Genomic DNA, 13478 nt, shown 5'->3' on the forward strand with positions numbered 1-13478 from the left:
AGTAATGGGGATGAAGAATCAGCCGATCTATGATTACCAACGTGAAATGGATAAGCTTCGGACCCGGTTTCATTTCGATTTCGTGTCCATGGCATTGGTGCAGCCGGCTGAAGACCGATTTGTATTGACCTGGCAATATGCCTCGGGAAACATCAACGAGAGGTACAAGCGCATCGTGCTGCATTCCGGCAAGGGCATCGCCGGCATGGTGTTTAAGACCGGGAAACCGATGCTGATCCCGAATGTGAATGCGGATATTGAATCAAGGGACTTGTATAATTATCCGATTATCGTTGCAGAGCAGCTGAAGAGCCTCGGTGCCATACCGCTGTGGGAAGGCACGCGCGTCATGGGGGTTTTGCTTGTGGGATATCGTAAGGAGAACATGCTGGATCACAAGGCCTTTGCGTCTTTTCAGGAAGGTATAGGAACGGAATTTGGCGCTTTTTATGCCAAGGAGGTATCACGGCCGTGATTCAAATGACGGATGAGCATCTGAGCGAATTGCTGAGAAACATGTATCAGAATAGCATGGAAGCCATTTTTTTTATGGACGAGGACGGCAGCGTGGTCGCGATGAATCCGGCTGCGGAGAATATCCTTGACATTGAAGTGATCGAGAGGATGCACTCCGGACTGGACGGGTCCTTCTGCCAGACCTGCGAAGGGTACACCGACGAACAGGATCTCATCTCCTGCTCCAAATGCTATCTGGATTATCCGGATGGAGAATTCTCGTCGTTCCAAGTCTATCTGAAGACGCGGTCCGAAGGAATTGTTCCTTATGCGGCCAGTTACCATACCATCGATGAAGCCCGCGGCATCCGGGTGATGATGCTCCTCGATCTGACGAAGCAGCAGAAAACGCAGGAAATGCTGCAGCGGACGAATATGCTGAAATACGTCATCAAGGCACAGGAGGACGAGCGCAAGCGGATCTCGCGCGAGCTGCACGATAGCGTGGCTCAGGAGCTCTTAAGCTCGCTGGTCGACCTGCGCGTCGTTAAATATATGAATGTGGGCGAGGATGTGCTCAAGAAGCTGCACCAGACCGAGGCGTCTTTAACGAGGCTGCTGGATGATATCCGGCATTTGTCGGTCGAGCTCCGGCCCGCTTCCCTCGATGATTTGGGGCTCGAGGCTGCCTTCCGCTCCCATTTCAAATGGATCGGGAAGAATTACGGCATGCTGGTTGAATTCTCTGCCGAGTTAGCGGCGGCCCGCTATGGCAGCGAGATTGAAACGGTGGTGTACCGGGTTTGCCAGGAAGCGGTGTTAAATGCCTTGAAATATTCGGGAACGGACGAGGTTCATGTCCGATTATGCGAGGAGAACGGCTGCCTTCAGTTAACCGTCCGGGACGATGGCGTCGGGTTTAACATGATCATTGACGAAGCCAAGGGAACCGGACTCGGGCTGTACGGAATGCGCGAACGCGCAGAGCTCGTCGGTGGCCAGTTTACTTTGGTTTCCGCTCCCGGCGAGGGGGCGACGGTTCAACTGAAGATCCCGCTTACGAGCAGCGGCAAGGCGGAGGTGAGGGGAACATGAAAATTGTGATCGCGGATGATCATGCCGTGGTCCGCAGCGGATTTTCCATGATTCTGAATTACCAAGAGGATATGGAGGTCGTCGCTACGGCGGCAGACGGCATCGAGGCATACGCCATGGTGGCCAAGCACCGGCCGCATGTGCTGTTGATGGATTTAAGCATGCCTCCCGGCGAGAGCGGATTGATTGCGACAGGCAAGATCAGCAGCGAATTTCCGGAAACGAAAATTTTGATCCTGACCATGTATGACGATGACGATTACCTGTTCCATGTTTTGAAGAACGGCGCTTCGGGTTACGTGCTCAAAAATGCGCCGGATGATGAATTGATTTCGGCCATCCGCATGGTCCATAAGGGAGGAACCTACATCCACCCCCAGATGGCCACGTCCCTGGTCCGGGAATTTATCAAGAAAGACAGCGAGAGTGCGGAGCAGGATCCGTTCAACAGTCTGTCCCAACGGGAGATTGAAATCCTGCCGCTGATCGCGAAGGGCTATGGCAACAAGGAAATCGCGGAAAAACTATTTGTATCGGTCAAAACGGTGGAAGCGCACAAGGCCAAAATCATGGAAAAGCTGAAATTGAAGAGCCGCCCGGAGTTAGTGGAATATGCGCTGAAGAAAAAACTGCTGGATTTTTAATTGTGACGCATAAGCAGGGTGATTGCGGTAAGGAATAGGGAAGTTCCCCGGAGAGATTCAGGGAACTTCCCTATTCGCATTGTGAATAGGTGCACGTACAATAGGAGCTGGGGATCAATATGCCATTCATTACGCTTTGGAAAAGGTGATGGGAATGATCAAAAAGCTGCAGCTTCCGCTGCAAACAATGAATCTGGTGCTTGGTTTTATGGTATGGGTCATCATCTCCGCGCTGCTGCCATTCATAAGAGAAGATATCTCCATTCCGGCAGACCGGATCGCCATTCTGACGGCCATTCCGGTGGTCCTGGGCTCGGTTCTGCGGATACCGCTCGGCTATTACGCCAACGTGGTCGGAGCACGAATTGTTTTTATATCCAGCTTCATCCTGCTGCTGTTTCCGGTCTATTTTATCAGCTCGGCTTCATCCTTTACGCATCTGGTCATCGGCGGCTTGTTCCTTGGGATCGGTGGGGCCGTGTTCTCGGTGGGTGTGACCTCATTGCCGAAATACTATGCAAAAGAGAAGCTGGGACTGGTCAATGGGATCTACGGGATGGGCAACATCGGTACAGCCATTACGACGTTTGCGGCACCGGTCATCGCGACGGAGATCGGATGGTCCAAAACCGTCCAGCTGTATTTGATCCTGCTGCTGATATTTGCATTATTCAATGTTTTTTTAGGCGACCGCAAAGAAATCAAGGTGAAAACACCGGTCATGGAACAGATCAAGGGTGTATATAAGAATGAAAAACTGTGGTTTTTCTCGCTTTTTTATTTCATTACCTTCGGTTCGTTCGTAGCCTTTACGGTGTACTTGCCGAACTTCCTGGTTTCTCATTTTGAGCTGGCCAAGGTGGATGCCGGGATGCGGACGGCCGGGTTCATCATGATTGCGACTTTTTTGCGTCCCGTCGGCGGCTGGCTTGCAGATCGATTTAAACCGCTGTTCTTATTAATGGGCGTATTCCTGGGGCTGACGGCTGCGGCTATCCTGTTGGCATTCTCCCCGTCCATCGTCTTGTATACGGCCGGCTGCTTAACCATAGCCGTTGGTGCGGGTCTCGGAAACGGGGTCATTTTCAAACTCGTGCCCCTTTATTTCAACAAGCAGGCCGGCATCGTGAATGGCATCGTGTCCATGATGGGCGGTCTTGGCGGTTTCTTTCCGCCGCTGATGCTTTCCTTTATCCATTCGGTTACGGGGCAGTATTCCATCGGCTTCATGGCTTTGTCGCAGGTTGCGCTTGCGAGCTTCGTCGTTGTGGTATGGATGTACTACCAGGACAAACTTGCCGTGCAATCCGAGGTGTTTAACTCCACCGGCCAAGGGATTCTGGTAACGGATCCAAGCGGAAGGATCAGTGCGGTCAATCCCGCATTCACGAAGTTAACGGGATACTCGGAGGAGGAAGTGCTCGGCAAAAATCCGAGCGTGCTGAAGTCCGGAAGGCAATCGCCGGCGTTTTACCGCGCGATGTGGTCTGAAATCATGGAACGCGGAAGCTGGCAGGGGGAGATTTGGAACCGCAGGAAAAACGGGGAGGAATATTTGGAGCTGTTGACCATTAATGCCGTAAGGGACGAATCCGGCGACATCATTCATTATGTGGGTACCTTTAGCGATATTACATACCATTCGTCCGGCAATGCTTCGAGTGGCTGACAAGAGATGAATCGTTGTCGGTGCGAGCTGATGGATGGAGAGGGAGAGAGGCATGAAAAAGACGAGGATTGTGATTCCGCGGGAGCATGGAGGCTGGGCCATGGTCTCTGTACCTTATTTCATCGGAATGGTGGCTGCCAAGCCGGCCCTTATGCACCTTCCGCTGTTTTTGGCGTGGTTGTTTCTATATATGGCGTCCTATCCGTTTCTGCAATCCTTAAAGACCCCGGCCAAACGCAAAACCTGGATATCCTGGGGGACCGTTTATGCCCTTGTTGCCGCTGTGTTTCTGGTTCCCGTACTTGTCTTCAAGCCGTCGATGCTCTGGTTTGCGCCGGTCCTCCTCGTGCTGATCATGGTTAATGTCTGGCATGTCCTCCGCAAAGCGGAGCGTGCGCTGCTGAACGATATTTGTGCGATCCTGCTGTTCTGTACCGGAGGCGCCGCTGCATACATGCTGGGGGGCGGTGGTTTCGATCCGATGCTTGCCGCCGTTATTGTGTATAACTTCCTTTATTTCACGGGCACCGTGTTCTTTGTGAAATCGGTCTTCCGCGAGCGGAAAAACAGGCGCTGGACGACATACGCAAGAATATATCATGCCGTTATGTTGGTTCTGCCGATCATCTTCGGGAATCCGTGGATGTGTCTGCCATTCGTATTTCCGTTCATTAAGACGTTACTGTATTCCGGAAAAGCAATGAAACCGATGAAGGTCGGGATCATCGAGATTGTAGGTTCCGTCCAGTTTTTATTGCTGTCCATGATGTTGATGTAGTCTGCCGTTTTCATAAAAATCGATTCCATCGTCCATTCTGTTATAATAAGTGAAGGCATACAGAAGGGAACGATGTTTATATGACATATACAGCGCAGCAGGTGGCTGAATGGATGGTGGAGGAAATCCGGTTTACGGGTAACTTGTATCAGACGGAGGCCATCCGTTATGTACGCGAGAACTTTGGGGAGGAATTTGTTTTCGTGAACGAGAATGGAAATGCTTCGCTCTCCAAGGACGTGAAGAAGGCATTTCGCAAACTGCATGGCGGACGGATCGCTTGGGATCGTGACGGATTCATGTGGGCATGGACGTAATCCCGCTATAACCGAATAATCAAAAGACGGGAGAGGCCGGATCGACAGGCCGTTCTCCTTGTAATAATGAGAACAGCTGCCCTGGTTACCAGGACAGCTGTTCTTCATATGAATCAATGGATCCGATGGACCGTGAATTGTCCGGTTGAGGCGTGCAGCGTCTTCGCCGTTTGCTGGGGGTCCAGCTGGCGATGGCGTTCTACCGCATAGCGGAACTCGTAGAAGCCGCCGAGCGTAGCCTTGAAATTGGTCTCCCAGTAGTTCGTCAATATCCAGGCATACGTGGAAGGACGGCTGTCCGCCGGCTGCATGGTGTGAAGCTGGCGCGGCCCGTGCTCCAGCGTTCCGAGCTGTACGAGCGGCGTGTCTGTCATGGACAGGGTCAACGCTTCCCGGTCTTTAGCCGAGTGCCAGAATATTCCCTCCTGAACGCTGGTGTAATCGAGGCAGCTTCCAGGAATTTGATCCTTCCAAGGCCGGACATGGCATCCGGCTTTTTCGGCGTATAACTCGGCTTCCGTCCCGAGCGAGAACGGCAGTGCAACATAGACATTTTCCGGCAGCCAAACGCTGTCCTTGTGGAAGCGGACGGACACCTCGACACGAGGCTGGTTGGCAAACATCTTGATGTGGAGGGCATAGTAGCTGAGTCCCTTCACGTCGAACACCAGCTCGACCAGGGCAAACAGCGGTCCGTTGTCCAGCACGGTCGCGCGGGTTATGCGCCCGGCATCCCGCTGGACGTTGGTGCCCTTCCGGTTGCGTCCCATGCGGCGGCGGGTCGAGCATATTTCGGATGGATTAAACTCATCCTGTGCCGGCGTTACCTCGTAGACAGGAGTGAATGCCCCGTGCTCGCGTTCGCCGTCCAGCAGGTCCGCCGAGCGTGTCTTATCGATCCAGGCCGTAATGCCTTTGTTCATTTCCCATTCGATCCGGAAGAAGTCGGATTCGAGCGAACTCTTGCCCACCACGATCGGATAGGGAGTCAAGGACTGGGTCCAGATGTCGGCGATGCCTTCGCACGCAATCGGTTCGGTATTCCGCGCGGTCGCCATATTCCCGGAAGCGGCGAGAACATCTGACGATTCGGGCGCATGAATAAACAATATCCGGGATTCTCCCGGTTCAAGCGCGAGCTCCGTAACGAGTGCCCCCGTATGTGTCAATTGGTACGGTAGAGGCTTCCCGGTCGTTTCGTCGATGAGCTCGAACCTTTTCTTCAGGGTCACGTGTTCCCAGCCATCCAGCGGTATGGCAACCTGCAGCGTAGCTGCGGCCGGTTCCGTGTTGATCACCTCGTAGCGTAAGGAACGATGGGGGGCAAGCAGTGCGCCCTGACGGGCAACGAGCGTTTTATCCAGCGCCCGGTAAGCCAGCTTGCTGGCTTCCGCCGCATAGGCTTGCTTTCGCACCTCCAGCATCTGCACCTGCGGATGCCAAGGCTCATACACGGAGGAATGGTAGCCCCAGGTATGCTCGGCGTACATGGTCAGCGCCTGCGAGGCCTCCTCGATCTCGGCCAGGCTCGCCGCTGCATGGCCCGGATCGAGACGCTTGACTTTGCGAAGCGTGCGCTGGGCATCCCGGTAAATCTGGGTATGCATCGCCGTGGAGGCGACCCCATCGGTCCACCAGTCCGGCCAATCCCCGCGGTGCACCGGAAGCGCGGACAGATCCTCCTGCTTCAAGACGGCAAAAAATTCGGAGAGCGTGGCCATTTTAATGGTGATTTGGTCGCCGTATTGTTCATTCCATGCGCTTATCCACTCCGCAATGTCGGCATTCGGGGACGCATTGTCCGTGCCCAGGCCGGAGACCATGACGGGAACGAAGGAATACGGGTAGGACTCCTGCTCAAGATTCCATAAATACCGGTTAATCCGCAGGGCAGCAATGTCGTTGTGCCGCTCTTCGGGCTCCATCAGATTATGCTGAAGCTCATCCTTGATGATGTATTTGCCGAGTGCGTCAGGGCAGAACCCGAGCTCGTTGCCGAACATGTAATGCTCGCCGTTCCATACGAGCAGCCTGCCGCCGCTGTGGCTTTCCCACCAGAACGGGGTTTGTTTGCGGCCCAGCGGATACATGCCGTGGTGCGTATGGATGCAGGAAAACAGATGCTCGATGTTATTTTGCAGCAGGCTTTCCGCATAACCCCAGCTGTACCCGTTGATGTCGGCGGTCATGGCGCTGTCGATCCGATGTCCGAAAGTGTTTGCATACCTTTGCGCCTTGCCGTGATTGCGCAGAAGGAGGTCGAAGTCCGGAAGCTCCGTCATGTTGAGATAGGTTCCGGACAGTTCGATATCACCGCGGATTACCGCTTGCTGAAAAGCCTCCTTTTCTTCCGTTGTGGCCGATTCGAGGAATTTCTCAACCGCCCAGAATGTTTCGCAAGTCCAGCGGAACGATTTCCATTCCGGACGTTCTCCGCGGTGTGCGGCATCCGTAATGTCCAGAGCCTGGCGGATAAAATCGACATGGTACTGCTCGATCCGCTCCTGGCGCTCGGTGTAACCGATATCCGTGTGAGAATGATGGATGGCATAGATCGTCCAGGGACGGGCGGGTCTATGGCTTCCTTGGCGTGATATGTTCTTGTTCATATGATAGGACCTCCTAATGATAATATGGAGCGGATCGATCGTTCGCCGTATCGTCAAACAGCTTCTCAATGCCGTAAAACACAGCGGACGTACCGTCCTCGAGACAGTCGATTGGAACGCTGTGCGTACCCAAGGCCAGCTGCATATCCCTTTCCCATAAGGGCAAGCTGCCCGAGATCTGTCCGCCCAGCACCAAGCGGTCCGGCCGGAATCCGGATAGGTAGGGCCGCAGCATTCCTCCCAGATTGCTGCCGTATTCCCGGAATAAATCGCGGGCCTGCCCATTACCTCGCGTTGCCGCTTCGGCCAGATCGGCTACGTCGATTCCGTCCGTCAGGAGTCCCCGCTCCGAGGCCATCCTCAGAATGCCTCTTCTCCCGAAATAGCTGTCCACGATGTGGTCCCGGTAAGGCTCCGCATACAGCATGCCGCTGCCAGGGATACCGTCCTTGCCGGCTACGATCCGGCCATTCTCCACGAAGGCGGAACCGAGGCCCGTACCGAGCGTCAGGCATACGAGACGTTCCGCCCTGAACCGGATGGAGGCGCCAAGCCCGAACATGAAGGCGTCGTTCCCGAACCGGATATCGGCAGCGGTCAAACGATTCATCATGGCACCCGGAAAGGATGGTTTGAGGCTCTGGAACTTCGAACGGAGCAGATCCCGAACCGACAGTTTGTACAGCCCATCATATTTGCCGATGCCTTGAAGAAGGGCAATGCCTTTTGCGTAATCGAAGGGCCCCGGAAAGGCAAAGCCGATCCGGATCGAATCGCGATAGTCCACCGGCCGGAAGGCCGAGGCGTAAAAGCTTAACAAATCATGGCAGGCGCCGGCGAAGCTGGCGATCGCTTCCTCCGCCGTTCCTTGCGATGCCGAAGGCCGGATGAGGAACGAGCCGGGGACAAGCTGCCCGTTCACGAGCAGCGCCCCCTTCAAAGCGGTTCCCCCGGCATCAAGCGTTATGGTGATGGGGGCAGGGGGAGACGGGCTTCCCGGATCGTCCCAATCAGGGCGGTTCATGAAAACTCTCCGCTTGCCGCTCTCCGGGAAGGCGGAAGCAGCGGGAGATTCCATTCCGGATTGACCCTGGCCGCAATCAAGGTGCATGGGGATCCGGACAGGTTCTCCAAACGGTATTCGCCTATACATGCCGGAACGATGTAGGATTCCGCGTAGCCCCATTCAACGGCCCCACCCTCGTTCGCTGCCGGTACAAGGCGGACGCGGTCGCCTTCCACGAGATTGTACATAACGAACTCTCCTTGGGTATCCGCTTTCCACGTATCCTGCAGATTCAGCCTTCTGACCTGGAACAGAAGATCTTCCCGTTGCCCCAGCAGTTCCTCCGTGCTGCCGCCTTGACGGCTTACGACGGTTGGCCTGGCGATAAGCCCGTCCTCTACCACCGGCGTATTCATGGCGTCATTGATATTGTGGCGCGCATGCTCGGGGTTCATCGGGCGTGGCTTGCCATCGGCGTCCAGCCGCAGATAATCATAAATCTTGAATGTAAACCACCAAGTGGTCGAGGAGATTTCCAGCACGAGATTATCCCTTCCGGAGCAGTGGACCGTACCCGGTGGAATAAGGTAGAGATCCCCTGTTTGCGAGTGGTACTCGTTAACGTAGTCGGAAAGCTCAAGCGGCTCTTCCTGAAGATGGGCATTCTCGACGGCTTCAAGGAGCCGTCCGCCGGTGATCCCTTCCTTCAGTCCCAAATACACTTTGGCTCCCGGGACATTACGCATGATGTAGTACGACTCTTGCTGTGTCATATGTTCATTGAACTGCGCCTCTGCATATTCCTGCAGCGGATGCACCTGAAGCGACAGCTCGCCGCCCTGCATCGTATCCAGATAGTCAAACCGGATCGGAAAATAATCGCCGAACAGCTCGAAATTACGCGTTCCCATAATTTCCTGTGGGGCTGCCTCCATCAACAAAGTGAATGGAACCTCGAAGGTGACATTCTGCACGCGCAGCAGCAGCGTGTTCTCGGGAGCGATGGGTTCAAAGCTCCAGGCGCAGTTCGGCCATTCTTCGGGCAGGCCGCATAATTCCTTAAGGTATTGCCCTCCCCATATCCCCGGGGCAAAAAACGGCTTGACCCGAAACGGCTGCCGGGCCGCTTGATGCAGCACGCTTGCCAATTTCGCTGCAGGCAGCCAGACGGGAGCTTCCGAACGATTCAAATCCATATAGTACGCTTGGTTGACCGAATGCTGGACATGATGGTCCAGCCAGTCCCGGCGGTAAGTCTCCCAGACGGGCCATTCGAGAAACAGGCAGTTCTTGTAGGTCTCAACCTTATCGCTCGAGATGCCGAGGCCGAAGCTGCCCATACGCTCGGCATGGCGCCGCTGCTGGTTTTCGCGGGAGTAATCGGCGTAGAAGCGAAGATCGGGGGTTCTGCCTTCCAGCAGCGATGCACCCGGGCCGTGCAGCACGTGAATGCCGCACATCGCGTCAAATTGACGCGCGCTTTTTTGCAAGGCAGCCTTTGCGTCCGGCAGAAAATATTGAATGGGACGGACATCCGAGGCTTTATAGCCGAATGCCCGGTTATCGGTCAGATAAGGAGCCATCTCGGCCCGGAGCTCGGCTTCGGGTTTTACGTAATGGGACGTCGAATCGCTTAAGAAGGCGATGCCCTCTTGTTCGCAGGTTTGCTGAAGCTGGATCAGCAGTTTATTGAAATCGGCACCGTGCGTTCCGTCAAGCGTAATGTAGACGCCTCGCTTTTCGGGGGGATGAAGATGCGATTTTTGTTTGTGGGTCGACATGATGAACGAGCACCAGGAGTCGATCCCCTGATTCATGAACAAGGGCTCGTGGCGAAAATCCACAGGATTGATCGGATATGATTGAAAGGCAGTTGCAGGTTTCATGGATTGGATATATCCTCCCTTCCGGAATGTCTGTTACGACTTCATTGTAGAAGGCAAGGGAGGATACGTCTTTATAAAAAGAGGAAGTGTTTTTGTACGATCAGGACATCGGCAGCCCTTAACGCTAAACCTCGGAGTCGTAGCGTCCTTCCGAAAACTGCGAGTGCCGGAAGCGGGCCGGGGTTACGCCAAGTTTGGACGTAAATACCCTGGTGAAGTAATGCACGGACTCGAATCCGCAGCAGACGGCAATCTCCTTGATCTGCCGATCCGTATGGAGGAGCATATGCTTTGCCTGCTGCACGCGCTGCTCCTGTACATAATGGACAAAGGATTGATGGCCGTATTTGCGAAACAGCCGGGTTAAATGACGGGTCGTGATGTGGAGATGGCCCGCCACGCGCTCCAGCGAGAGCGGTTCGTTGAGGTTGTCCTTGATAAACAGTTCGGCCTGATGAAACATGGAGGTTCCTTCATCGTTTGCTTCGGCGCCGGAAGGCTCATGGTGGAAGCCCGGGCCATGGACGGTCAGAAAGGATACTATCAGTGATGCGGCCAAACTGTTCAGCATTTGCGGCGGGTGCTGTTTGCCGGAACCCGTATGAAACAGCGATAACAGCGAAAGCCACAATAATCCGGACGCCTGCCGGGCACCTTCTGTAACCACCGGATTGCCTTGTTTGGCCAGCAACCGGAACGCGGCCGCATAAAACTCGCCGGTTGCCGTTTCTTCCGGTTCAAAGGCGACATAGCATAAGGCCAAGCCATCCTTGCTTCTTATTTGATGCTGGACGCCCGGCCGTGAGAGAAACAGCGTGCCCGGATAGAGATGAAACTCTCTTTCGCCTTCGATATAGGTTCCGTTGCCTGTTAACACGTAACAAGCTTCAAAAAAAGAATGCTTGTGCTCCGTATTGTCGTAGTGGCGCGGCATGAACCCCCAGTAATGGATCCGGATGCTCAGCTCCTGTTGTTCAATACGGCTCAAGGTACGATTTAATATGGAATTGGCCCGCTTGAATAACGGGATGAAAGCATCGTCATCGATATGCATGGGAGATGGTTCTCCTTCGTTCATAAGGCAATGTCACCTGCCTTTAATATAGGTTGGATGTATCTTGGATTGTCTCTCTATTATATATCACAAGATAAGATATAAAGAAAAAATGGGTATAGTGATGTAATGCATAGACAGCTACATAAGTTCTTCACAAGTCGCTGTTATGCTATGAATATTCAATATAAGAGAGGAGTTCGTCATATGTCAGCAAAAAAACGATTAAAGCCGCTTATTCTGGTTGCCTTTGCATCCCTCATCCTCGTGCTGGGCGCCTGCGGAAATACCGATGGCGCGAATCCGGATCAAGCGGAGAGCGTGGATACCACCGGCGGCATGGAAGGCATGGATCACGGCAGCATGAACCATTCCGGATCGGGCGAGGTTCCGGAAGGGTTGAAGACTGCGGACAATCCGGCCTATGCGGCCGGGACCCAAGCGATCATCGAATCCGACCACATGCCCGGGATGAAGGGGGCCCAAGCAACGATAGTCGGAGCTTACGATACGACAGTGTACACGATATCGTATACGCCGACGAACGGCGGGCCCGAAGTGAAGGATCATAAATGGGTCATTCATGAAGAGCTGAAGGATGCGGGCAAGGAGCCCCTGGAGCCGGGAGCGAAAGCCGTCGTGAATGCGGATCATATGGAGGGGATGAACGGTGCGACGGCCGTTATCGATTCCGCCGAGCAAACGACGGTCTATATGGTGGACTTCACGTCAACATCCGGAGAGGAAGTCAAGAACCACAAATGGGTCACGGAGAGTGAGTTATCTCCGGTCCAATAACGTTCATCGAATAAAACAATCGCTCCCTTGAGATCAAGAGAGCGATTGTTTTTTTATGCTCAAGGAAGGTGATTCAGCTTCCTTTGATCTGCTGCAAGGCGGCCGTCACTTCCGGATACCGGAACTTGAAGCCGTGGCGCTGGGCTTTGGCCGGAAGGATCCGCTGGCCCTTTAACAGAATAAGCGACATTTCGCCCAGGATGGCTTGGAGCATGAATGCAGGCAGGGGCAGCCAATGCGGACGGCGATAGACCTTGGAGACGCTACGGCCAAATTCCTCGTTCGTGACCGCGTGCGGGGAAGCGGCGTTCACGGCTCCGGAAATGTCTTCGTGCCGGATGCAATAATCGATTAATTCCACGATGTCGTCGATATGGATCCAGGAGAGCCATTGCTTGCCGCTGCCGATGTTGCCGCCGACCCCTAATTTATACGGCAGCAGCATTTTGGGGAGGGCACCGCCTTGATCGCCCAGCACGACGCTGATGCGCAGCTTGATTAACCGGTCGACCGGGATGCAATCGGCTGCCTGCTCCCATTGCTGCACAACCTCGGACGGGAAATCCATGATCGTGGCCGGACTGTCCTCATCAAACGCTTCAAACTCGGATGTACCATATATGGCCATTGCCGATGCTTGAAGAATGACCGGAGGTTTGTGCTCCAGGCGCCGCATCAAGTCCGCTGCGGCAGTTACGGTTCGTTGCCGGGACTGAAGAATTCTCGTCTTGCCTGCTTGCGTCCAGCGCTGGCTCAGGGAGGAGCCGGCAAGGTTAACGAGTGCGTCCAAGCCCTCGAACCGCTCCGGATGGGATTTCATCTCATCCCAGGTTAAGTAGGATAATGACCCGTTCTGCTGCACAGCGGGGATCTCCGGCTTTGACCTGGTGACGATGATCATGTCATGTCCGTCGCGCAGCCAGCGCTTGCACAATGCTTGGCCAATGAAGCCGGTACCCCCGCAGATGGCTATTCTCATGAGTGAACCTCCTTGTTAAGTTATCATCAACCCCGATAAAACATGGCTGGGAATCATTACCCGTCATACGCTGAAATGAGCCGAGAAGGGAATAACGATACGTTTCTTGTCAGAATCGTAAATCCAATATTATACAACCCATTATACAGGAAATGCGGCATGGCACCGCTATATGATATTTCAGTCA

12 protein-coding genes are annotated in these 13478 nt (G+C 54.2%); 7 read left to right on the forward strand and 5 right to left on the reverse strand.

The window, feature by feature from the left end; translation table 11 throughout:
* Window positions 1–10 precede the first annotated feature (10 nt).
* The 6 genes from GYMC10_RS09945 (at window position 11) to GYMC10_RS09970 (ending at window position 4959) form a co-directional block, all read left to right on the forward strand.
* Window positions 11–475, forward strand: coding sequence for a GAF domain-containing protein (locus GYMC10_RS09945; RefSeq protein ID WP_015734361.1), 465 nt, complete (start codon window positions 11–13; stop codon window positions 473–475).
* Complete coding sequence (locus GYMC10_RS09950) at window positions 472–1551, forward strand: ATP-binding protein (RefSeq protein ID WP_015734362.1); 1080 nt, start codon at window positions 472–474, stop codon at window positions 1549–1551. Before GYMC10_RS09945 ends, GYMC10_RS09950 begins: the two co-directional genes overlap by 4 nt.
* Window positions 1548–2195: a response regulator transcription factor gene (locus GYMC10_RS09955; RefSeq protein ID WP_009592555.1), complete on the forward strand. Its 648-nt coding sequence runs from the start codon at window positions 1548–1550 to the stop codon at window positions 2193–2195. Before GYMC10_RS09950 ends, GYMC10_RS09955 begins: the two co-directional genes overlap by 4 nt.
* Window positions 2196–2349: 154 nt before the next feature.
* Complete coding sequence (locus tag GYMC10_RS09960; RefSeq protein ID WP_041621961.1) at window positions 2350–3864, forward strand: MFS transporter; 1515 nt, start codon at window positions 2350–2352, stop codon at window positions 3862–3864.
* Window positions 3865–3916: 52 nt separating this feature from the next.
* Window positions 3917–4642, forward strand: a complete 726-nt coding sequence (locus GYMC10_RS09965; protein WP_015734364.1) for a YwiC-like family protein — start codon at window positions 3917–3919, stop codon at window positions 4640–4642.
* An 80-nt stretch (window positions 4643–4722) separates the two neighbouring features.
* Window positions 4723–4959: a DUF6953 family protein gene (locus GYMC10_RS09970; RefSeq protein ID WP_041621962.1), complete on the forward strand. Its 237-nt coding sequence runs from the start codon at window positions 4723–4725 to the stop codon at window positions 4957–4959.
* A 113-nt stretch (window positions 4960–5072) separates the two neighbouring features.
* Here GYMC10_RS09970 and GYMC10_RS09975 read toward each other — a convergent pair whose 3' ends face one another.
* From GYMC10_RS09975 to GYMC10_RS09990, 4 genes are all read right to left on the reverse strand, one after another.
* The gene (locus GYMC10_RS09975) at window positions 5073–7568 is read right to left on the reverse strand and encodes a glycoside hydrolase (RefSeq protein WP_015734366.1); all 2496 of its coding nucleotides are present in this window, start codon (window positions 7566–7568) and stop codon (window positions 5073–5075) included.
* Between the two features lie 13 nt (window positions 7569–7581).
* On the reverse strand, window positions 7582–8592 hold the full coding sequence (locus tag GYMC10_RS09980; RefSeq protein ID WP_015734367.1) for an ROK family protein: 1011 nt from the start codon (window positions 8590–8592) through the stop codon (window positions 7582–7584).
* Window positions 8589–10460 (reverse strand): class I mannose-6-phosphate isomerase, encoded by a 1872-nt coding sequence (locus GYMC10_RS09985; RefSeq protein ID WP_015734368.1) that lies wholly within the window; start codon window positions 10458–10460, stop codon window positions 8589–8591. The genes GYMC10_RS09980 and GYMC10_RS09985 overlap by 4 nt, the downstream gene beginning before the upstream one ends.
* A 124-nt stretch (window positions 10461–10584) precedes the next feature.
* Window positions 10585–11514, reverse strand: a complete 930-nt coding sequence (locus tag GYMC10_RS09990) for an AraC family transcriptional regulator (protein WP_015734369.1) — start codon at window positions 11512–11514, stop codon at window positions 10585–10587.
* A 207-nt stretch (window positions 11515–11721) separates the two neighbouring features.
* Here GYMC10_RS09990 and GYMC10_RS09995 point away from each other — a divergent pair, with 207 nt between their 5' ends.
* The gene (locus GYMC10_RS09995) at window positions 11722–12312 is read left to right on the forward strand and encodes a YdhK family protein (RefSeq protein WP_015734370.1); all 591 of its coding nucleotides are present in this window, start codon (window positions 11722–11724) and stop codon (window positions 12310–12312) included.
* 73 nt (window positions 12313–12385) lie between these two features.
* Here GYMC10_RS09995 and GYMC10_RS10000 read toward each other — a convergent pair whose 3' ends face one another.
* Window positions 12386–13291, reverse strand: a complete 906-nt coding sequence (locus GYMC10_RS10000; protein WP_015734371.1) for a TIGR01777 family oxidoreductase — start codon at window positions 13289–13291, stop codon at window positions 12386–12388.
* Window positions 13292–13478: the final 187 nt, after the last annotated feature.

The sequence above is a fragment of the Paenibacillus sp. Y412MC10 genome, assembly GCF_000024685.1.
Lineage (GTDB): Bacteria > Bacillota > Bacilli > Paenibacillales > Paenibacillaceae > Paenibacillus_AQ > Paenibacillus_AQ lautus_A.